This window comes from Arthrobacter sp. StoSoilA2, from assembly GCF_019977195.1.
Taxonomy (GTDB): Bacteria; Actinomycetota; Actinomycetes; order Actinomycetales; family Micrococcaceae; genus Arthrobacter.
Window position 1 is genome coordinate 3,862,222 of sequence record NZ_AP024643.1, and the last position, 19,884, is coordinate 3,882,105.

Genomic DNA, 19,884 nt, shown 5'->3' on the forward strand with positions numbered 1-19,884 from the left:
GGGTTTCCCGGCGTATGCTTCCCTCAGCGCAAAGGCAAGATGCGTTGTTCGCTTTTGGTGGGGCCACTTTCGAAGGCAGGGGTTCAGTGGCAGGAGTGAAGCACGAGGTTCTTCCGGTGCGCTCGTGGGCGAGGCAGGGTATGCCGCTTTTCCTTGTAGCAGTCGGAATGTGCGCGGTCCTCTTGGCCGCCGGACTCGGCAGCGGGATCGGGACACCCACAGCCCAACTGGCCGGCGACCTGGCGATACTTACCGCCGCACTGACTGCGCTGATGACCCACACCAGTGCCGCTGTGCGGGGCCACGGCAACACAAAGGCCCGATGGTTCGTTGTTGCAGGGTTGGCTCTTTGGTCCTGCGGCCAAGCACTTTGGACCTTCAACGGCATAGTGCTGGACCACGCCTACCCCTTCCCATCAGCTTCCGACGCCGGATTCATCGGCTACGCGCTGCCGGTCGCCGTCGGGCTTGTCATGCTTTCCAAAGGCGGCAGCGTCCGCATGTCAGTTGTCCGCACGGTCCTGGACGTCGGAACGGTGGCCAGTGCCGTTCTTTTCATCGCCTGGGGTGCGGTCCTGGGGCCAGTGATCGCGGCAGGCAACGTTGACCCACTGGCCTTCCTGACCACCTTGGCTTACCCGTTCGTGGACGTGGTGATGGTCTCCCTGCTCATCGTGCTGACCATGCGGGCCGCCCGGGGCCGGCGCCTTCCCTGGTTGTGCCTTGGCCTGGGCTTCCTGGTGCTCGCGTTGACCGACCTGACCTACGTGCGGCTCACCACCGAAGGCGTCACAGGTGTAACCGGGTCACCCCTGGCACTGGGCTGGGTAGCAGCTTTCCTGCTGGTTGGGCTCAGCCCACTGGCTCCAGAGACCAGCAGCAGCAAAAAAGACGGACGCACCTATGCTGCCGCCTTGGAACTTCTGCCATACATTCCCGTTTTCGGCGCAGTCCTTTTCAACCGCAGCCGGGCCATCAACCTGGCAGACCCGATCCTGCTGATCACGGGCCTGACTGTCCTGGCCTTCGTCATCGTGCGGCAGGTGCTGATCGTCGTCGAGAATGTGACGCTGACGCGGGACCTTGAGTCCAAAGTGGCGGCCCGCACGGCCGAACTGGAGGGCTTGGGGGCAATCGTAAACTCCTCCGGCGACGCCATCATCGGCAAGACACGTGAGGGAGAGATCCTCAGTTGGAATCCGGGGGCAGAGCGGATTTTTGGTTATACGGCGGCGGAGGCCATCGGCCGGAACAGCGATTTCTTTGTCCCGGAGGAATTGCAGAACGATGAACACGAGGCCCTCCGAACAACCGCCGAAAGTGGTAACGTCCAGAACTTTGAAACCCTACGCAAACGCGGGGACGGGACCACCATTCCGGTCTCCGTGACACTCTCCCCCGTCCGCAATGAATCGGGCATCTGGGGCGTGGCCACAATTTCACGGGACATCACGGAACGCAAAGCTGCGGAATCCGAACTGATGTCCGCCCGGGAAGCAGCCTTGGAATCGAGCAGGCTCAAGTCGGAGTTCCTGGCCACCATGAGCCACGAGATCCGGACCCCCCTCAATGCTGTAATCGGTCTAACGTCCCTGATGCTGGACACGCGCCTCAACGAAGTCCAACGGCAATACGCCCAAGGAGTCAAGGGCGCCGGCGAGGTCCTCCTCACGCTGATCAACGACATCCTGGACTTCTCCAAGCTGGAAGCCGGGAAAGTGGACCTGGACATCACGGCATTCGATCCGCGCGCACTGGTGGAAGAAGTTGCAGGGCTGGTTGCCGAGCAAGCCCAAAGCAAGGAACTTGAGCTGATCTCCTACTGTCACCCCAACGTGCCTGAACGGCTCATGGGCGACTCAGGGCGGATCCGCCAGATCCTGCTGAACCTGTCATCCAACGCGGTCAAGTTCACTCCAGCCGGCGAGGTGGAGATCCAGGTTTCAGTAGTCAGCCAGGATTCAAACAAAGCCTCCCTGCGGTTTGAAGTCCGTGACACCGGAATCGGCATCAGCACTGAGGACCACCACCGACTGTTCGAATCCTTCGCGCAGGCGGACGCTTCCACCACCCGCCGTTACGGCGGCACGGGCCTCGGTCTTGCCATCTCCCGGCGGCTGACCGAAGTGATGGGCGGCGAAATAGGGCTTGACAGTGAAATGGGTGTGGGCAGCAAATTCTGGTTTGTCCTGGACCTGCCCGTCGGCCCTCCGGCTACGGACACCGGAATCCTGCCTGCCTCGCTCGCGGGACGAAAAGTCCTCGTGGTGGACGACAACGCCACCAACCGTTTGGTGCTGGAAACGCAGCTCGCAAGCTGGGGAATGCAGCCGGTGGCAGTCGCAGATGCGCGCACTGCCATGGACGAATACCGTTCGGCCGTCTCGGACCACCACCCCTATGACATCGCCGTGGTGGACATGTGCATGCCCGATACCGATGGCCTGGAATTGGCCCGCCAGATCAATGAAGAGAGCAACGGCTCGGGCGGCCCGGGGATCATTCTCCTGACCTCCACCATGCAAGTGGACAAGGCCGATCTCACCTCCGCAGGTATCCGCGAGTACCTCACCAAGCCCGTCCGGAGCTCCGAGTTCTACAACCGGCTGCTACGGCTCGTGGCAACGAGAACAATCGGCAATGCAGGCGCCCCGCTCCCCTATGCAACGCAGCCCGAGTCGCCATCCGAGAACCCGGAACTCCGGTTGGGCAAGCTTCTGGTGGCCGAAGACAACGAGGTCAACCAGCTGGTGGCCCGCGGGATGGCGAACAGGCTCGGCTACCAAGTGGACATCGTCGACGACGGCGCTCAAGCCGTTGCTGCGACGCTCACCGGAAACTACGCTGCCATTCTCATGGACTGCCACATGCCGGTGATGGACGGTTTTGAGGCCACAAAGACCATTCGCTCCCGTGACTCAAAAACCGTGAGGATTCCCATCATTGCCATGACGGCCGGGGCGCTGAACGAGGACCGCGAGCGGTGTTTCGCGGCTGGCATGGACGATTACATCAGCAAGCCGGTTGACCTGGACAAGCTCCGCGACATCCTGGCAAGGTGGGTGCCGCAGGAGCAGCGGGCGGAAGCACCGCCGTCGAACGTTGTTGTCTCAAATGGTTCAGACGCGGAGGCCGCTGTTCTCGCCGACGTTACCGACCCTGACGTCGCCGTCCTCGATGAGGACCGGCTGCAGATCCTCCGCGAACTTGGACCGGCGGACGGTTTGGGCCTGCTGCCTGACGCCATCCGGGCTTTCCGCGAAGAAGCCCAGCGTGCACAGGAGGCAATTCGTTCAGGCCTGGAGAGCGGGCAAGCCGACGCTGTGGAGGCAGCTTCCCACAAACTCGCCGGTGCGGCCGGCAACATCGGCGCTACGGGTGCCGCAATCCTGGCCAAGGACTTGGAACGACTTGGACGTGAGGCAGTCCCGGGTTTTGAAGCGCACGGAACGCATGTACTCGAAGAACTAAAATCGGAACTCGCTCGAGTGGATGGGGCACTTGAGCGCACACTATTGGGAGCCCCATGAAAGTATTGATCGCCGACGACGACCAGATCTCCCGGATGATCACCAAAGCCGCCGTCGAGCAATCCGGTCATGATTGCATCGTGGCAGTGGACGGCGACTCGGCCTGGGAGCTTTACCAGGAACACGCTCCCGCAGCTGTGGTGACGGACCTGATGATGCCGGGGTTGAACGGCCTGGATCTTTGCCGGGCGATCCGCGCCCATGAGGAGGACACCTACACGTACGTCATCCTGGTGACGTCCCACGGTTCGCGAAAAGATGTCCTCGCAGGCATGGAGGCCGGCGCGGACGATTACGTCACCAAACCGCTTGACCCGTTCAACCTGCACATCCGCCTCCTGGCCGCGCAACGGATCACCTCGCTGCACGCAGACCTCGCCAAGTATCGTTCGGCGCTGACAAAACAGGCCCGCACAGACCCCCTGACCAAGCTGCACAACAGACTCAAGCTGACGGAAGACCTGGGCCAACTGCACAGCAGAAGCGACCGCTACTCGCGGGATTACTGTCTGGCGATGGTGGATGTGGACAACTTCAAGCGCTACAACGATATATACGGCCACCAGGCAGGAGACGCCGCCCTGGTGGCCATCGCCTCGACCCTCGCCGGCGAGGTCCGCCAGTCCGACGGCGTATACAGGTTTGGGGGCGAGGAGTTCCTTTTGGTCCTCCGGGAGCAGACGGCGGCTGGGGCTGAAGTTGTGATGGAGCGGGTCCGGGCGGCCGTGCATGCGCTGCAGATCGAGCACTCCGGCGACCCCGATGGGATACTCACCATCAGCGCGGGAGTGTCGGCCTTTTCCGATGGTCACCGCGCCGGAACCGAGCAGTTGCTGCGGGAAGCCGACATGGCCCTGTACGCAGCCAAGGCCGCGGGCAGGAACCGGGTGTCCCTGGCCAATGCCCTCCGCTTAGAGTGACCAGCAACTTCAGTGTTGGGGGGTGATGCACAGCAGTTGCCCGGCTTCATCCGCGCGTCAGCACACCGCGCTTTGAATGTTGCGGGCATTTACGTTCCCGGTGCCGGCCGGAAGGCGGTAATCACCTGAATTGCATGCCGTGTTGTCTGTCATCGTCACGTAAGTCACCGGGCGCTCTGAGTCCACCGCCCCGCCGGTGGACTTGATGTCGTTGTTTTTGAAGGTATTCCCTACGATCTGGATGTGGTGGATTTGCTTCGTACCGTCGTAGTAGGCGTCGTGCAAACCCCGAGGTGAGCCCCAGACGGTGTTGCCAGTGATGTCAATGTTGTAAAGGGCCCCGGATCCTCCAGCAAGGTCAATCCCGGCGCCGTGACGGCCTCCACGCACGTTGTTATTGGCAATCCTGATGTCATGAACGTCCTCATCGCCGTAGGTGTGAACGGCGATGCCGTCGTCTCCGTCAGTGCCCTTGCGCTGGTCCACTACGTTTCCAACAATGTCCCCGTTGCTCGTGTTCATCGCATGAATGCCATCCAGTTCGACGTACTTTCCGTCGGTTGCCGACTGTGTACTGCTGTCCTTAACACACCACTTCTGACCACCAACAAATGCGATTGAGTACGTAAAAGGGTTCCTTGTATGAACGCTTTGGACAAGTGAATTCATTGAATTGCGGACGTCAATCACGTACTCATTCAGGCGGCCAGACACATTCCCGTTCAATGAGTCACCTGACTGGTCTGCCGTGAAGTTCGAGAGGGTTGTGTTGTCTGCACCTGCTGTCGTCACGATGGGATATCCGCCAGCGGGGCCGTAGTTACCAGTGAACGAAGGACCAGCTTTCAGGATCGTTTCAGGGCCCACACCTTCAAGCTTTACATTGCTCTCCATCCGCAACTTGCCATTGATAATGAACGTGCCCGCAGGAATTTTTACCACTCCCCCGCCAGCAATTCCGGCCGCGTTAATTCTGCCTTGGATACTTGCAGTATCGTCGAGGGCATCGTTCGGAGTGGCAGTGACGCCATAAATGCTGGTCGAACTGCTACCCGTGGCACCGCTTAACGAACACGACGACGATGTGACCGTCAAGGCTGCGGCACCTTGAAGGGGAGCAGCTGCTGCTGGGACACCGGTTGACGCGAGGACACAAAGAACAAGCACAGGACTGCTAATAGCGGGCGTGCTGCGGGCAACGCGTCCTTTCCGGCGCTCACCGTCTGTTGCATACCCGGCCGCGGCCAATGCGTGACGTGTGACGTCCCGGGAGGGCCAGCCGAAGTTAATAGTGCGTTTGAATTTAGGCACGGGTGTCAATCTCCTCTGTTTTTTGGCCTGGATGCGACGAGGCTGTCCATTCGTTGAGTGAGCGAACCTCGGCGGACGTGACGTGAACTTTGGATCTTCTTTGGTGCCGCGCCCCTATAGCTCCGACCGTTTCGGGGCGTCACTGCTGAGCCGGAGGCTGCAACCGCTGGATGACTTCTTTGTAGTCCTCAGTGGTGACACCGCTGCCTTCCTCATCAAAGAGGTTCTCTTCGAAGCCGAACAGGAACATCGTCATCCCACATTGCACGGCGTACCCCGGAGCGGTGCGCAATTGTTCGGCTAGGCTGTGCGATTGCGGTGAGCCGCCGGTGAAAGGTGCATCCGGAGGACCGGGGTTTTCACCGACCAGTCCCAGCCCGGCTCGCCGAGCCAAGGCGCTGATGTACCTGTGGGAGGACCATTGTGAGACATCTTCCATCAGCATGCTCTCGTCGTCAGTGGGGAGGCACTGATCTTGCCGCGGAACGGCAGCGGCTGCACTCACGGCCGATATGTCATCCAAGCCCGTGAAGTCCACATCCACCCCCGCTAAAGCCGCGAGCGCAGCGAATTGAACAGCGTAGTCCAGACCGCGTTCTTGGGCGCCATCCGGATCGGCCCGGCCATCCAAGCGTCCTTTTATGGCTGTTGCTTTGTCATTCGGCAAGACTCCCCGACCCGCTACGGGAACATGCAAACGCCCTTGATACCCAAGTTTCCTCAGCTCGCGTATCTGCCATACGGCTGCGTCCACCGCAGATCCGGCATACCAGTCCCACCACCGTTGGACCTGCTCATCAGTTACGGACCGCCCGTGCCATGAGCTGGCGCCCGGAATCCACCCCGGCATGGGAGAAGGCGCAACGCCTTCAGCTAAACCGATGCCGTACTGGGGGGCGTCACCAAATGCCCAGTACTCGCGTTCATTTCCACCGTCACGGGGCCCTGGGTACCCTAGCTCCCCGCTGGCATTCGTCCCGACTCGTATTGCTGCTACGCCCTCAAACCCCAAGTCCGACGCAACAAGGGCCAAGTACTTTTGCGCCGCATCCCGCACATCGGCACTGAATATGAGCTCGGAACCCTGGTCCTTTGGCGTTCCTCCTGCGCTTCCCCGCAGCACACCTCCGGGCAGACCTCTTACCCAATCAGGCGCGTAATGCAGACCAGGGGACAGAACCACAGCCATGCCAGCCTCATGGCAGCGGTTCAGTCGTTCACGAACCTCCGCCACGTAGTGATGGTCCACCCCTCCGGCTCCCGGTTGGTACCGATCCCAGGCCAAGGGCAATTCCACTACGGATACGCCGGTCTCGCGAAGTTCTGCGAGGCGTTCAGGAGTGCACGTGGCACCCAGAACCCCGAAAGACAAGAGCTCTGCCGCCGGCTGGGTCTGCACACTGCAACCGACGATCACAGGTGTTGTCATCATCAACATCAAGACCACACGAAGCAGGCTTCTCACGGGTAGCCGCCGGTCACGGGAGGGACGCTCAGCCCTCCCGCCACAGCGGCGTCCAATTTTGCGCGGTCCAATTGCCACACCACGGTGTCACCGGACGTTGGTCCTCTGAAAGTGAAAACCGCTTGGGCGTTGTCCTGAAGCCAGTCCAGGAACTCAGGTGCGGCGAAGCCGTACCCCTCACTCAGTTGCCTCCCCTGTGTGAGGACATACTGCGCCTCGCGGTCATGCAGGGACTGCAAGGATGGCAGGACCTCCCACCCCTCATGCGGCATGAGCGCGAACTCAGCAGTTACTGACGTCAAACCCACCTTGGAGGACATGGGCAGCTCGGCGTTCATCCAGTCCCGGGCACGGACAAGCCCGTCATCGACGACTGATCTTGCCTGAACACCCAGAAAGAGGCTGAGTATGGTCATGATCGCTGCGGCAGCCATAACGGGCGCCCGCAGGCGGGGGCGCCATTTCACCACCATTACAGCGGCTACGGGCACCGAAACCAGGGCAGACAGCACCACACAGTAGCCAAACTGTTCCTCTGCCGCCCCGAAGAAGACGGAGTAGATACCCACCAAGCCGGTAAAAAGCGAGAACAAGCCAATAGCCCGCCGTTCCACCAGCGGAGACATAGCAGTCACTGCCCCAGCCACGACGGAAAGGCCCAGAAGCAGATAGCTGGTGCCGAAGCGTCCGGCCAGGTCAATGAGCCGGTCTGCAAGGCTCACGCTGTGGACTGAATTGAAGCCTGTCATCTGAACGACGCCCATCATCCTCAGGACGCCCACCGATTTTTGTTCAACGAACTGCGGAATCAGCCCGCTGGCAGCGATCAAACCCAGATAAACCAGATAGGGAACTGTGGAGCAGGCGAGGATTCGCAAGGCTGTTTGGAGGGGCACGGTTCTACGCCAGACCACCGCGGCAAGCAACGGAACCACTGTGAACACTGCAGTCATGTCTTTCATGACGATGGCCAGTCCGAAAACCAATCCGGCGCTGATTTCAAGCCACAGGCGGGTTCGCCCCGACTTACGGTCGAGCAGCAACAGGACCAATAGCCATCCCGACAAGACCGCCAGGCCAGCTGGAGTCTCCATCATCAACCGCCCATCCATGCGAAGGACAAACGGGTCGCTGGCCAGAATGACGCCAGCCACGGCAGCAGGTCCAACACCCACAAGACGGCGAACCAGCAGGAAACAGACAACAACCGCAACTGCTCCGAGAACACTATTGACCCAACGCAACTGCAACGCCAAGTCCGTGGAGTTGCCTTGGAGTCCCAGCACGCGGATGACCAGTGCGTTGAGGGCGTAAGAACCCGGAGGATGCAGGAAAAACGGGGTGCCAAGGATTGATGGCATGTGGCCATCCGCTATCTGCCTTGCAACGTCCGCGTAGGTTACTTCGTCAATGAAAACGTCATTGGCCCGTTGAACACCGAACACCCGGAAGAGCGTGGCCAGCAAGCCTACAAGGGCTGCAACCCACAAGTGTCCCCGCAATGCCCGCTGGGAGGCATGTGCAGACCTCCGCGCCCGCCCACCCGAGGCATTGACGTGGAGTTGGTAAAGCGAATTCATAATGACCCTTATGTGAAGCGAAAAAGTACTGAACCAGAAGAAATGTGTGTGTGAACCAGATGGCTAATCGGCATCGAGGTGCCCAGGCACAAAGTACGTTTCCGGTTTCAGTGGGATTACTCCGCTGCGGAACAGGGCATCTGCCTGCGTGGGATACTGCCTGATCCGCCCGGCTTTTGCATCGAGTCCGGTGTCCCAGGTCCACGGCACAAAGCCCAATTTGGACATGTGCGTTTCGTCCGGACCGGCAGCCAGATCATAGGGAAAGTCTGAGTACATCACCACGTTGTCCTGGTGTCCTTTGCCTACCTCCCGGGTGATCAGGTGGTCCACATGCTTACCCACCCCTGCCGGGCAAAACAACAGCTGAGCTTTGGTTTGTGCCATGAGTCCGGCGACGTCGGAGCGAAGCCGGCGGATGAGGGCCCGATCACCCTTGGCGATCCTTCCCATCGCGATGTCGAACCGATAGGTGGGGTAGCGGTGAGTGAGCTCCGGGAGCAGCCGCTCCCACTGGCTGCTCCCCAGCAATGGGGGCTTTCGCCGCTTTCGAAACAGGGCGTCCACTTCGCCAAGGTGGATGGATTGAACACCCATGTCCTGCAGCACGGCACGATCCTCCGACTGCCTGGCCTGGAACAATTCCCCAGCGTCCGGAACGGTGCATTGGCGCATGAAGGATCGGGCTGCCCGCGTGTGGGGTGATGGCATGGCCTCAGTGAACAGCGTGGCCACGATGATCTGCCGCCCTTTGGCCTGGGCTTCAATAAGCGAGCCGCATGACAGGACTGCATCATCCAGATGCGGTGACAGGAACAGCCAGGGGGCGTCGCCCGCCATGGAGTGTTCGACTCGTGATCGGAGCGGCATTCAGGCCCTTTCGGCGTGGTCGGCTTGTGGCCGCCGGGTTTGAGGGTTCTTCAGTTCAGTGAGAGCGGTGCGATAGGCCTCCGCCTGCTTGTCGGCGAGTGCATCCCAGTTGTAACCGGCGGCAAACTTCCGCCCCTGCTCAGCCACGTGCTCCAGCCCCGTTTGGGAGTAACGGGAGGCAATTTCATCAGCCAGTGCCAGAACATCGAAAGCCTCTACCACCCACCCCGTACCCGGCGGGATGATCTCTTTCAGGCAAGGAATGTCGAAGGCAATAACGGGAGTGCCTGCCGCGAGCGCGTCAATGGCCACCAGCCCGAAGGTTTCGTGCCGCGAGGGCACTACCAGCAGCCGTGCATTGCTGAGAACCTGGAACTTGCTTTCCCCGGACAACCACCCGAGCATCTGCACGCGCCCGGATAGACCCTTGTCCCGGACGGACGTGCGCAACCGTTCCTCGTCCGGACCTGTACCGGCGATCAGCAGCTTGCCTTCTACCCTTTCGCAGGCATGGGCCCAGGCTTCCAGGAGGAGATCCAAGCCCTTGTGCCCGTACTCCAGTCGTCCGATGAAGAGGACATCCTTCCCCAGCCGGGGTTGGTTGTTCCAGGCTCCGGGATCTACGCCGTTGCCGATGACGTCCACATGCAGGTCCGGGTTCAGTTCCTTTAACCGATCACTGATGCCCTGCGAAACCGAAATCAGCCTGCGGTGCGTCAACACGCCCAGTCGCTCTATCCAGTGCAAGGGCAGCTTGTACTGCCGTGCTTTGTCCCTGGCGTGCAGCCATTGGACAACACCGATGGTGGGGCGCTTGGTCCAGAGCGGTGCGGCCATGGTCGAAAACGGAGCGAAAAAATCCTCCACCACCAGCTCTGTAGCTGACCGGCGCTTCCAAACCTCAAACGGTAGCTGCGCAATATAGGCCACTAGCCTGGCCAGGCGGTGCTTGCCCGTTCCGAAGCCGATGGGCACATAATGCACGCCGTCTTCGATGCGTTCCTGCCAGCCCGGATAGCGGGTGGTCAGCACTGTGACGTGGAAGCCCTTTGTCGCCAGACGGCGATTGATTTCGTGCGTCCTCACTGATCCCCCGCCTGCCCCGGGCATTCGCGGATCTTCAAAGCCCAAATGCAAAACTTTCAAAGCTGTCTTCCCATCTCTACATTTCTGGAGGGCACCCTGCCCCTTACAACTCCGCTGAATCAGGAGTAGTGGCGTCCTCTTGGAGAAGAACGTCGGTGAAGTGCCCTATTCGACCGGCGGCCGGTAGATTTGCTGCGGCTGCCAGCCTGCCGGCGTCGGGAGATCCTGAAGTCGTTCCTGTGCGGCAGCATGCCGCGCTGGTGGGCAAGAACGGTGACTCCGCTGATGCCGGCGAGAAGCAACCAGAGCAAGGGCTGCAGGTGGGCGGCTCCGGCAAGGACCACGATCAGGGCGAACGCCAGGATGGCGAACCTGCCCGTCCCCTTTCCCTGGTTGGTAGCCGCCAGCACCGGACGCGCCAATAGTGTCAGGACGAGGCCAGCGGTCACCGCACCGACGGCAGATCCCACGGCCATTCCCGGGACGGCGTTCACCTGCCAGCCGATCCACAGCCCGCCGATAACCAGAAGACACGCGCAAGCGAGGCCGATTTGGCAGCGGCGGTAGGCACGCATGGCCAGGAGGATGGTGGCGAGCACCATCAGGACGGCATAACCGAGACCGGAAGCCGCCAGCCATGGCAGGAGTCCAAGGGAGCCGTGATACTTCGGCGGAACTATGAGGCCGGACATCAGGGGCGGTGCCGTGGCGATGATGGCGAAGGCCACCACCACAAGCTGCCCGAACGAGGCGAAGGAAGCGCCCAGCACCTCGCTGACCTTGACTCCAGGGGTGCGAAGCAAGGGAAATGCCACCAGCGCTGTCCCGGCGGCCACGTAAACGGGCCCCTTTGCAATGGTGGCGAGCGCTTGGAAGCCCGCTGCCTCAACCGAGCCGTTGTCGAGGAAGCCGACCAGTACGACGTCGGTCCCCACCAGCACGGACACGACGCACAGGACCGATGCAATATCGCTCGTTTCGGCCCACCGCCACTTCTGAAGCAGCACCCCCGGACGCCAACGGAGATCCCGATAAAACGACCAGGGCACCACCAGAGGTGCCAGGCACCCCGCGACAAAACCGAGGACCGCTCCCCCGGCACCCCACGCCATAAGGATCACCAGCAGGCTGAAGATCAACCGCAAGACAACCTCGCCGATGGTGGACATTGCGTACCAAGTGAAGCGGAGTTCGCCTTGGAGCCACCCGGCGGGCGCATTCACGACAAAAATGACAAAGGCTGCCAGAGCCACCGCTGCTGCCAGGTCCGGGGTGGCAAGCGCGAGAGTCACGCCGCCGGTGATGGCCGCCGCGGCAACTCCCGCCAGACAAGACACGAAGACCGAGAAGGCCACGCCGTTCCGCCGCTCTTCGGACCCTTCCGGATGCACGGCGACCACGTGGGACAGAGGAAGCGGAACCATTGCATTTGCCACGATCCCCACCACGCCCAGGATCATCGCGGCGGCGGCGAATTGTGTGTAATCCGCTGTCCCCAGCATGTTGGCCATGAGCAAGGTGCAGGCGTAGCTCACCACACCCACCAGCCCCGCCGACACAGCCAGGAAGCCACTGTTTTGAGCTATGTTGGGGTCGCGGTTCGGCGTCCTTTCCCGGCTTCCAGCTCTGGGCCGCAAGCTCACTGCGGTGGTTATGGCATGTTCGGATAAATCCACTGATTAGCTACCGCTACTGTCAGTACAGCCCACGGGCAGCTCAACAATCAGTGCCCCCTCGTGTTGAAGGCAGAGAAGGAGCTCAACATCGAAGGCAAAACCCGTGGTTCGGCCTTGCACATGAAGCAAACCCATCTGACCCTCCAAGAATCGGAACGGCACCAAGCGGTGCTCGCCTCCTAAGCAGTGCGAAGACACCCCAAGTCATGACGCGAGTCTGACGTGAAGGTTCAAGTTGTTCCCGTCCGGGCCTTAATGAGCATGTGCGGGCGCTCTGAGCGAAATCAGTGGTTCCGTGTCAGAGGCCATCTATAGAGTTGCCATATGAGCCACACTTCCTCCGCGCCTGCCGCTGCCCCTGTCAACGGTTCAGCACCCCGGCCGCCTGTTGCCAAACGCGTCCCCAGCCGCCGCGAACACCACGGCGACGTCTTCGTGGACAACTACGAATGGCTCCGGGACAAGGAATCCGCAGAGGTAGTGGAGCACCTGAAAGCGGAGAACGCCTATCAGGAGGCTGTGACCGCCCATCAGGAACCGCTCCGCGAAGCAATCTTCCAGGAGATCAAGGGCCGCACGCAGGAGACTGACCTGTCCGTGCCCAGCCGGAAGGATGGCTGGTGGTATTACAGCCGTTCGGTGAAGGGCAAGGAATACAGCATCCATTGCCGCGTAGTTGCCCGGAACACGGGTGACCCCGTGGCCGACTGGACTCCGCCATCCGTTGAGCCAGGCGTGGAGATCCCGGGCGAACAGGTACTCCTTGACGGAAACGTGGAAGCCGAGGGCCAGCCGTTCTTCAGCATCGGTGGCGCTGCCGTGACAATCGACGGCAACCTTTACGCGTACGCCGTGGACAATTCCGGCGATGAACGCTTCACGCTGCGGATCAAGGACCTCCGGACGGGCGAACTCCTGCCGGACGTCATCGAGAACATCTTCTATGGCGTAGCCTTCTCCCCTGACGGCACCCGCATCTTTTACACCGTGGTGGACGATTCCTGGCGCCCCTACCAGGTCAAGGCCCACGTATTAGGCACGCCGGTTGCCGAGGATGAGGTTCTTTACCAGGAGGACGACGTCGCCATGTGGCTGGGCTTCGATCTCGCCTCCGATCGGCGGCACCTTGTGCTCAGCATCGGTTGCTCCGAGTTCAGCGAGACCCGGCTGCTCCGCTTTGACGATTACGACGCCGGGCTCAGCACGGTCATTCCGCGTGCGGAGCACGTTCTTTACGAGGCCGAGCCCTTCCTCCTGGATGGCCAGGAAACCCTTCTCCTGACCCACAACAAGGACGCCATCAATTCCATGGTGAGCCTGGTTGACCCGTCCGAACTCACCAAGCCGCTGGCAGAGCAGCAGTGGCGGACCGTCGTCGGGCATTCCGACGACGTCCGCGTCAACGGTGCGGGCGTCACCTCCACGCACCTGGTGCTGTCCGTCCGCAAGGACACCATCGAGCGTGTCCAGGTGCTGCCGCTCACAGGCCTGGGCACGCCGCAGCAGGCCGCGCCAGTGGAGCCGGCCTTCGACGAAGAGCTCTACAGTGCCGGCGTTTCCAGTTCCGACTACGAGGCCCCTGTGATTCGCATGGGCTACACCTCCTACTTCACACCGTCCCGCGTCTACGACTTTGTTCTGCCCACGTCGGAGCTGCCCTCAGGCCAGCTGCTGCTGCGCAAGGAAAGCCCGGTACTGGGCGGCTACTCCAGGCAGGATTACGTGGCCACGCGTGAGTGGGCAACCGCCGACGACGGCACCCGGATTCCGCTGTCAGTGCTGCGTCACGCTTCGGTACAGCAGGACGGCACGGCCGCTGGCTTGGTGTACGGCTATGGCTCGTACGAGATGAGCATGGACCCGGGCTTTGGCGTTGCGCGATTGTCGCTGCTGGACCGCGGGATCGTCATGGTTATTGCCCACATACGAGGTGGCGGGGAGTTGGGCCGTCACTGGTACGAGGATGGAAAGAAGCTCACCAAGAAGAACACCTTCACGGACTTCATCGCTGCCACCGACTGGCTTGCTGCTTCCGGCTGGGTGGATCCTTCCCGGATTGCGGCCATGGGTGGTTCCGCTGGCGGCCTGCTCATGGGTGCCATCGCCAATATGGCTCCGGAAAAGTACGCTGCAGTAGTGGCGCAGGTGCCGTTCGTGGACCCGCTGACCAGCATCCTGGACCCCGAGCTCCCCCTGTCGGCTTTGGAATGGGAGGAATGGGGCAACCCGATCACCGATCCCGAAGCCTACGCGTACATGAAGTCCTACACTCCGTATGAGAACGTGCGGGGCGTGCCCTACCCCAAGATCGCCGCCGTGACGTCCTTCAACGACACCCGCGTGCTGTACGTGGAACCGGCCAAATGGGTGCAGGCGCTGCGCTCGGTATCCACTGGCTCGGAGCCGATCGTCATGAAGATCGAGATGGACGGCGGTCACGGCGGAGCGTCCGGCCGGTACGTTCAGTGGCGGGAGCGGGCTTGGGACTACGCGTTCGTTGCCGACTCGCTGGGCGCCACGGAACTTCTACCTGGAGCGGGGCTCAAGTAGCGGCGCGTAGCTACTCCCGGACGAGCATACTGATCCACATCGCGCCAAGCCAGTCCGAGAACCGGTCGTCGCTCCAGCCGCGCTGCTCTACGAACCGGGTCCAGAGCGTGCCGTCCATGGTCGCAAACAACACGTCGCGGCATTCCTCCTCGGTGACGCCGAGCTGACCGGTGGCAGCCGCAGCGTGTGCGTAGCGCGTCGCCACATCCAAGCGGCGGTCGGCCCATTCGCCGAGCATGGCGACGGCGTCGGGCTCGCTCGCTGCTGCTCCCGTGAGGGCCTCAAGGAGTGGGGCAATCCTCCGATTGCTCGCTGTGACGAATACAGCGTGGCGTCGGATCCTTGTGGGCAGGTCCGGTTCGGCCAGGATGGTCTGCATCTCCGCCCTGTCGTACAGGGTCACGTCTGCCTCGTCGCCGCGGAAATCGACGTACCAAACGTGCCGGAGCAGCGCAGCTTTCGTGCCAAACGCCGCGTATACGGTTTCGACGGCGACGCCCGCCCGCTCAGCCACCTGCTTGACCGTCGTCTGCCCGTATCCCTGCGAAATAAACAGCTCGTTGGCAGCCGTGATGATGCTTCGCCGTGTCTCTGCAGCCTGCTGCTGCCGGCGGGTGGAGTCGTACGGCCTCTTGATTTTTGCGCCCATTGGATGCATTCTAACAGTATTCAAAACAGTCTCACTGTAATGGAGTTGGCCATGTCTACCGAGACCGATACTTTCCTCGCCGAGATGGTTCCGAAACAGCTGGCCGCGGACGGTGCAATCCACGACGGCGACGCCGGACCGCGCCTCGCGCTGTGGTCGGAGAACGAGCCGCTGACGCTCTTCGGCGCGAGCCTCAGCGGCAGCGGCCGGGCAGAGCTTGAGCCCATGTTCCAGAACGTCGCCTCGTGGTTCTCGCATTCGGATTCGTTCGATCTTGAGATCATCGCGGCCGGCGTCAGCGGGGACGTTGCCTACACTGTCGGCTACGAGCACACCACCACCACCGTTGAGGGCACTCCGAGGAAGTACAGCTTGCGGGTGACCCACGTCTACCGCCGTGAAAACGGTGCATGGCGGATCGTGCATCGTCACGCTGATTTCCCGGCGGGAGAGGCCAGCGTTCCGTTGCCCGCTGGCCGGACGGGCCCCATGACCGGCGAGAGACAGGCTATGGGAAGGGAGACCGAGGCCTTCCTGGCCGAGATCCTTCCCAAGCAGCGCGATATGACGGTGGCCCTCCACAAGGGCGATGTGGCACCGCGCATCGCTTTGTGGTCCCACACTGACCCCATCACACTGTTCGGTGCGCACATTTCCGGAGCGGGCTGGACTGACCTGGAACCCAAGTTTCGCCGGGAAGCCCACCGGTTCGACGGCGCCACCGGGTTCGAGTTCGAGGTTGTCGCGGCCGGTGCCAGCGGCAGCCTCGCCTACACGGTTGGGTTGGAACACAGTCAGGCCATTGTTGATGGCGCACCGGACGACTACACCATGCGAACGACGCAGGTCTACCGTCGCGAGGACGACGCCTGGCGGATTGTTCACCGGCACTCGGACTTTATTCCAATTCAACGGCCCCAGTGAATCCTGTGCCACTCCTCTTGGTGAGCGGCGCGGCGTCAGCCGGCGCCGCGTCAACCGGCGCGGCGCTAGCGTGCGCGGAGCAGGGCGAAGTATCCCGGAATGAGGTCAGGGTCAGAGGGGTTGCTCAGCGGTCGGGTCTCGATACTGGTCGCGCCCTCCTCAAGGAGGTTCCAGTCCGCCGTCGGGAACGCCTTGGCCCGCTGGGCGGCGCCGAAGCGGCCAGGCATCGGCAAGCCCTTGATGGCCCACTCCAATGGGGCGGGAATGGAGTGGCGGGTGGCGCCGAGGTGGCTGACGTAATCCACGGGGGTGCCGGGGAAGTTGGTTTCGGCCAGGAACACGCTGCCGCGGGATCCGACGACGGGCAACAGGTTTGCGGCCAGGGCGGCCCTTCCTTTGGAGTCCAGAACGTGCAATACACCTCGGATGAACACGTTGGCATCGCCTGTCCAGCCCGCAGCTTCAAGGGCCGTCACGACAGTCCGCGCAGCGTCAGGTGCCGTCATATCGCACACGGCGAATGACGCCGTCGTGATGTCCCCCGCCTCTTGCCGTGCGCGGTTCACGGCGTTAGCGGAGTAATCGAGCCCAAGCGCGTGCGGGAAATGCTGGGCCAGCAAGCGCGTGAAGCTGCCGTTGCCGCACCCCACGTCCACCACCGGGAGGGACTGATCCATGCGGGCGAATTTGGGCACGTAACCCTCAAGTTCATGAGAGCTGCCGGAATCCCACAACACATCGCCGGAAGCCCCGGTGGATCGGACGTTTCCCCAGTAGCGGTCCCATGCCGTGAGCGGGTCCTTGGGCGCGGCCGAGGAAAGCCGGATCAGGCGGGGAACCAGCAGATATTTCCGAAGCGCGGACAGCATGCTCCAAATATAAGTGGCGCTAATGCTCTTTCAGCCATTGCAGGGCTTCTGTTTCGGAGGTGAAGAACCTTGTGGGGCACGGCGGTTTCATGATGCCAATGAAGAAGTTGGCGATGACCCTGTCCACGGGGGACGAACCCCAGAGGGCGATCCTTGAGGCCTGGCAGGGCTTGGCGAAGACGGAGCGGGCGCCCCTTGTGACGTCTGCAGTGGTGGCCATGTCCACAATCATTGGGTGGCGCGCTTCACCGCAGAGCTCGTTGACCCGGTCCATCGCCCGCTGGGCATCCGCCTGCTGGATCCTGGAGCCGCGTGGCCACGTCAGCCGCAGGATTCCGGACTCTTCCAGTTCCAACTCGAACGCCACCTCTTGGTGGTCTTGCGGTGCTGCTGGTTGGTTCACTGGTCTCCTTGTCGTTTCCTCGCGGACGGCAGGAGGACAAGGCCTCCCCCGGGCTCTCATCCTCTAGGCTGTCGAATCCGGCTCCGAATGTAAAGGCTCTCCTCCCCCGACGCAATGCCCTGAAGGGCGACGCAATTGAGGATCAAATGCCCCTGCGGGTCCGAAGCCCGCGGTGGCGCTGATAGTGTGTTGCCAAATCTGGAATTACGGTGAACGAACGTTGTAACGGAGGGGGCTCAGTGGGTAAGAACGGGGCCGATGTGCAGCACTCTTCCCGCTCCGCCGTCGTGGCGGATTCAGACACTGATCGTTTGGCCTTAACAAAGGCTGCGCTCAAAGCCGCTGGGTTCGAAGTTTTCGCCGCCGCAGACACCGCTTCCATGGCGTCGCGGCTGGAAACCGAAAGTCCGTCCGTGGTGGTTGTGGAGAACTCCCTGGCGCATGGTCTTCGGAATCCGGGCGTTCCCGTGCTGCTGCTCCTGAACGCCGGCGAATCCGTAGACCTTGAAGAAGCCCAGGCCTGGGGCGTTGTGGACTATGTGATGAACCCCGTGCGTGCCGATGAACTTGTCTACCGGGCCGAAACCCTGATTGGCAGGGCCAGGGAGCGTGCGCGGTCCCGGGGAGAAATTGAAGCCTTACGCGAAAGCCTACGAAACGTCTCGTCCGCCATCCGGCAAACCAACGACCCCCAGCTGATTGCCGAGCACGTGGTCCGGGGTTTTGGCGAAGCCCTTGGAATGGACCATGTTTGGTTTGCAACTTTCCGGGACGAACGTGTCCCCTCCATTCGCGCCCAATGGAACCGGCCGGGCACGCCCATGCTGCCAGCCAGATTGGGCGACAGCGAGAACCTGATCGTCGAGACAGCCAACAGGCTATGGGCCGAAGCTGACGTTCTGGCGGTTACAGACCACCGCACCCAGCCGGAATCCAGGATCACCCAGGCGCTGAAAGAGTGGTCGTGCGAGCTCAACCCCGTGTCATCGGTGTTGCTGCCTGTGGGCGAAGGTGGGTCAGCGTTGGGCATCATCCTTCTCACCACGGTGGAGGAACAACACGATTGGACTCGGCCTGAGATCGCATTGATGCAGCACGTCGCCGGCAATGTGGCGCACGGACTCATTCAGGGCCACCTGATCAGCGCCCAGCAACGCGTACTGCACCAGCTCAGGCAGTTGGACAAGGCCAAGACGGACTTCCTGGCAACGGTGAATCATGAACTCCGGACTCCCCTAACCTCGATCACTGCCTACCTGGACATGATCAGGGACGGTTCGGGCGGCCCTGTTCCTGAAGGCATCAGCAAGATGCTGGACGTGATCGCCAGGAACTCCGACAGACTCCGCAGGCTCATCGAGGACATGTTGACCGTATCCATGCAGGACGGAAGCAACCTGGACCTCAAACCGGTGGATATTGCCAAGCTCCTCCAGGTGGTGGTGGCCACCCTGCGGCCACTGGCAGAGTCCCGGCAGGTGGCTGTGTCCTTCACCGAGGGAACCGAGGACGTGGAGGTCACCGCCGATGAAGCCAAGCTGGAACAGGTCTTCACCAACATCGTGGCCAATGCCATCAAGTTCACTCCGGCAGGTGGACGGGTGGGCATCACGAGTTCAATGTCCGCATCGGCAGACGGTGGCCGTGCAGCATTGGTGAAAGTGGCGGACACAGGCCTGGGGATCCCCGAACACGATCTTCCCCACATCTTCACGCGGTTCTACCGCGCCTCAAACGCCACGGCAGCCGCCGTTCCCGGAAGCGGCCTCGGGCTTGCGATCGCCCAGGACATCATCAGCCGCCATATGGGGCGGATGGTCTTCGACTCTACGCTGGGCTCAGGGACTACGGTTTCCGTCGAGTTGCCGGTTGGTGGTCCTTAAGGGCCGGTTGACATCCCCAAATTGCCAGTTGACTACGCCTTCCTTCTCACTTGACGCCCTCATGGCGTCTTGTGCCTGTCCTTGACAGCCCCGTCAACGGCTGACCTGAAACCTGACCGCAAAGTCACTAATCCGCGACACACTCCGCAATAAAACCGATGCCCCGAG

General features: G+C 61.7%; 14 protein-coding genes. 5 read left to right on the plus strand and 9 right to left on the minus strand.

What is annotated here, in order from left to right; all coding sequences use genetic code 11:
* The first annotated feature begins 86 nt into the window (after window positions 1-86).
* Window positions 87-3,530 (plus strand): response regulator, encoded by a 3,444-nt coding sequence (locus LDN82_RS17530; RefSeq protein ID WP_224165223.1) that lies wholly within the window; start codon window positions 87-89, stop codon window positions 3,528-3,530.
* Window positions 3,527-4,450 (plus strand): diguanylate cyclase, encoded by a 924-nt coding sequence (locus tag LDN82_RS17535; RefSeq protein ID WP_224165224.1) that lies wholly within the window; start codon window positions 3,527-3,529, stop codon window positions 4,448-4,450. Before LDN82_RS17530 ends, LDN82_RS17535 begins: the two co-directional genes overlap by 4 nt.
* A gap of 57 nt (window positions 4,451-4,507) precedes the next feature.
* Here the strand turns inward: LDN82_RS17535 and LDN82_RS17540 are convergent, their stop codons facing one another.
* The 6 genes from LDN82_RS17540 to LDN82_RS17565 all read right to left on the minus strand — a co-directional run bounded on the left by LDN82_RS17540 (window position 4,508) and on the right by LDN82_RS17565 (window position 12,438).
* Entirely contained in the window at window positions 4,508-5,761 is a 1,254-nt protein-coding gene (locus LDN82_RS17540; RefSeq protein ID WP_224165225.1) for a glycosyl hydrolase family 28-related protein, read from the minus strand.
* A gap of 139 nt (window positions 5,762-5,900) precedes the next feature.
* The gene (locus LDN82_RS17545; RefSeq protein ID WP_224165226.1) at window positions 5,901-7,193 is read right to left on the minus strand and encodes a hypothetical protein; all 1,293 of its coding nucleotides are present in this window, start codon (window positions 7,191-7,193) and stop codon (window positions 5,901-5,903) included.
* 29 nt (window positions 7,194-7,222) lie between these two features.
* Window positions 7,223-8,806 carry a glycosyltransferase family 39 protein gene (locus LDN82_RS17550; protein WP_224165227.1) on the minus strand — a complete coding sequence of 528 codons (1,584 nt, stop codon included), beginning with the start codon at window positions 8,804-8,806 and terminating at the stop codon, window positions 7,223-7,225.
* A 63-nt stretch (window positions 8,807-8,869) separates the two neighbouring features.
* Complete coding sequence (locus LDN82_RS17555; RefSeq protein WP_224165228.1) at window positions 8,870-9,676, minus strand: PIG-L family deacetylase; 807 nt, start codon at window positions 9,674-9,676, stop codon at window positions 8,870-8,872.
* A complete protein-coding gene (locus tag LDN82_RS17560) occupies window positions 9,677-10,762 on the minus strand; it encodes a glycosyltransferase family 4 protein (protein ID WP_263422269.1) in 1,086 nt (361 codons plus the stop codon). It abuts the gene before it with no gap.
* A gap of 119 nt (window positions 10,763-10,881) precedes the next feature.
* Complete coding sequence (locus tag LDN82_RS17565; protein ID WP_224165230.1) at window positions 10,882-12,438, minus strand: oligosaccharide flippase family protein; 1,557 nt, start codon at window positions 12,436-12,438, stop codon at window positions 10,882-10,884.
* Between the two features lie 324 nt (window positions 12,439-12,762).
* Here LDN82_RS17565 and LDN82_RS17570 point away from each other — a divergent pair, with 324 nt between their 5' ends.
* Window positions 12,763-14,988, plus strand: a complete 2,226-nt coding sequence (locus tag LDN82_RS17570) for a S9 family peptidase (RefSeq protein ID WP_224165231.1) — start codon at window positions 12,763-12,765, stop codon at window positions 14,986-14,988.
* A gap of 10 nt (window positions 14,989-14,998) precedes the next feature.
* Here the strand turns inward: LDN82_RS17570 and LDN82_RS17575 are convergent, their stop codons facing one another.
* The gene (locus LDN82_RS17575; protein WP_224165232.1) at window positions 14,999-15,637 is read right to left on the minus strand and encodes a TetR/AcrR family transcriptional regulator; all 639 of its coding nucleotides are present in this window, start codon (window positions 15,635-15,637) and stop codon (window positions 14,999-15,001) included.
* 51 nt (window positions 15,638-15,688) lie between these two features.
* Between LDN82_RS17575 and LDN82_RS17580 the strand changes: the two genes are divergently transcribed.
* Window positions 15,689-16,561, plus strand: a complete 873-nt coding sequence (locus tag LDN82_RS17580) for a nuclear transport factor 2 family protein (protein WP_224165233.1) — start codon at window positions 15,689-15,691, stop codon at window positions 16,559-16,561.
* 65 nt (window positions 16,562-16,626) lie between these two features.
* Here the strand turns inward: LDN82_RS17580 and LDN82_RS17585 are convergent, their stop codons facing one another.
* Together LDN82_RS17585 and LDN82_RS17590 are read right to left on the minus strand one after the other, a co-directional pair.
* Complete coding sequence (locus LDN82_RS17585; protein ID WP_224165234.1) at window positions 16,627-17,430, minus strand: class I SAM-dependent methyltransferase; 804 nt, start codon at window positions 17,428-17,430, stop codon at window positions 16,627-16,629.
* A 19-nt stretch (window positions 17,431-17,449) separates the two neighbouring features.
* Complete coding sequence (locus tag LDN82_RS17590) at window positions 17,450-17,833, minus strand: STAS/SEC14 domain-containing protein (RefSeq protein ID WP_224088706.1); 384 nt, start codon at window positions 17,831-17,833, stop codon at window positions 17,450-17,452.
* Window positions 17,834-18,072: 239 nt separating this feature from the next.
* On the opposite strand from LDN82_RS17590, the gene LDN82_RS17595 reads away from it, so the two are divergent.
* Window positions 18,073-19,716, plus strand: a complete 1,644-nt coding sequence (locus LDN82_RS17595; protein ID WP_224165235.1) for an ATP-binding protein — start codon at window positions 18,073-18,075, stop codon at window positions 19,714-19,716.
* Window positions 19,717-19,884: the final 168 nt, after the last annotated feature.